At 64.2% G+C, this 369-nt stretch carries 1 protein-coding gene; it reads right to left on the bottom strand.

Annotation, left to right across the window (positions count from 1 at the left end; translation table 11 throughout):
- Positions 1 to 369, bottom strand: a 369-nt coding sequence (locus EN807_RS33245; protein WP_135937996.1) for an AraC family transcriptional regulator ligand-binding domain-containing protein, incomplete at both ends; no start/stop codon positions are given.

The raw sequence follows: 369 nt of genomic DNA, 5'->3' as shown, positions 1-369 counted from the left end.
GGGGTTGTGGCCTGGAAAAGGGCGATCGAGGTCGGTGGACCGCAAAACCAGCAGGTCACGCGGGGCGCCGTAACGCACCGGACACCCGAAATAGGTCCGGTGCGCATCGCTTTTCGGATCGGGACGCCTGAATTCGACACGGCTGGGGGTAAGATGCTGTCCCGTTCCCCGCCGGCCGAGTTCGACGACAAAGGCAAAGGCGACATCCGTGGCAACGGCAGGTGTCGGCTCCTTGGCGTAGAGCCATTCGGAGCTTATCGTGCATTCGCCTTTCTCGTCGGCAACATGCAACTGCTCGGGCGAACAGAGGCGCTTGCAGCGCGCGATCCGGGCGATTCCGTCGCGGTAGTTGCGCGCGTGGAAGGCGGC

Source organism: Mesorhizobium sp. M5C.F.Ca.ET.164.01.1.1 (genome assembly GCF_004792125.1).
GTDB lineage: Bacteria > Pseudomonadota > Alphaproteobacteria > Rhizobiales > Rhizobiaceae > Mesorhizobium > Mesorhizobium wenxiniae.
Note: the sequence above shows the minus strand (reverse complement) of the source record. Positions and strands in the feature narration are given on the sequence as shown.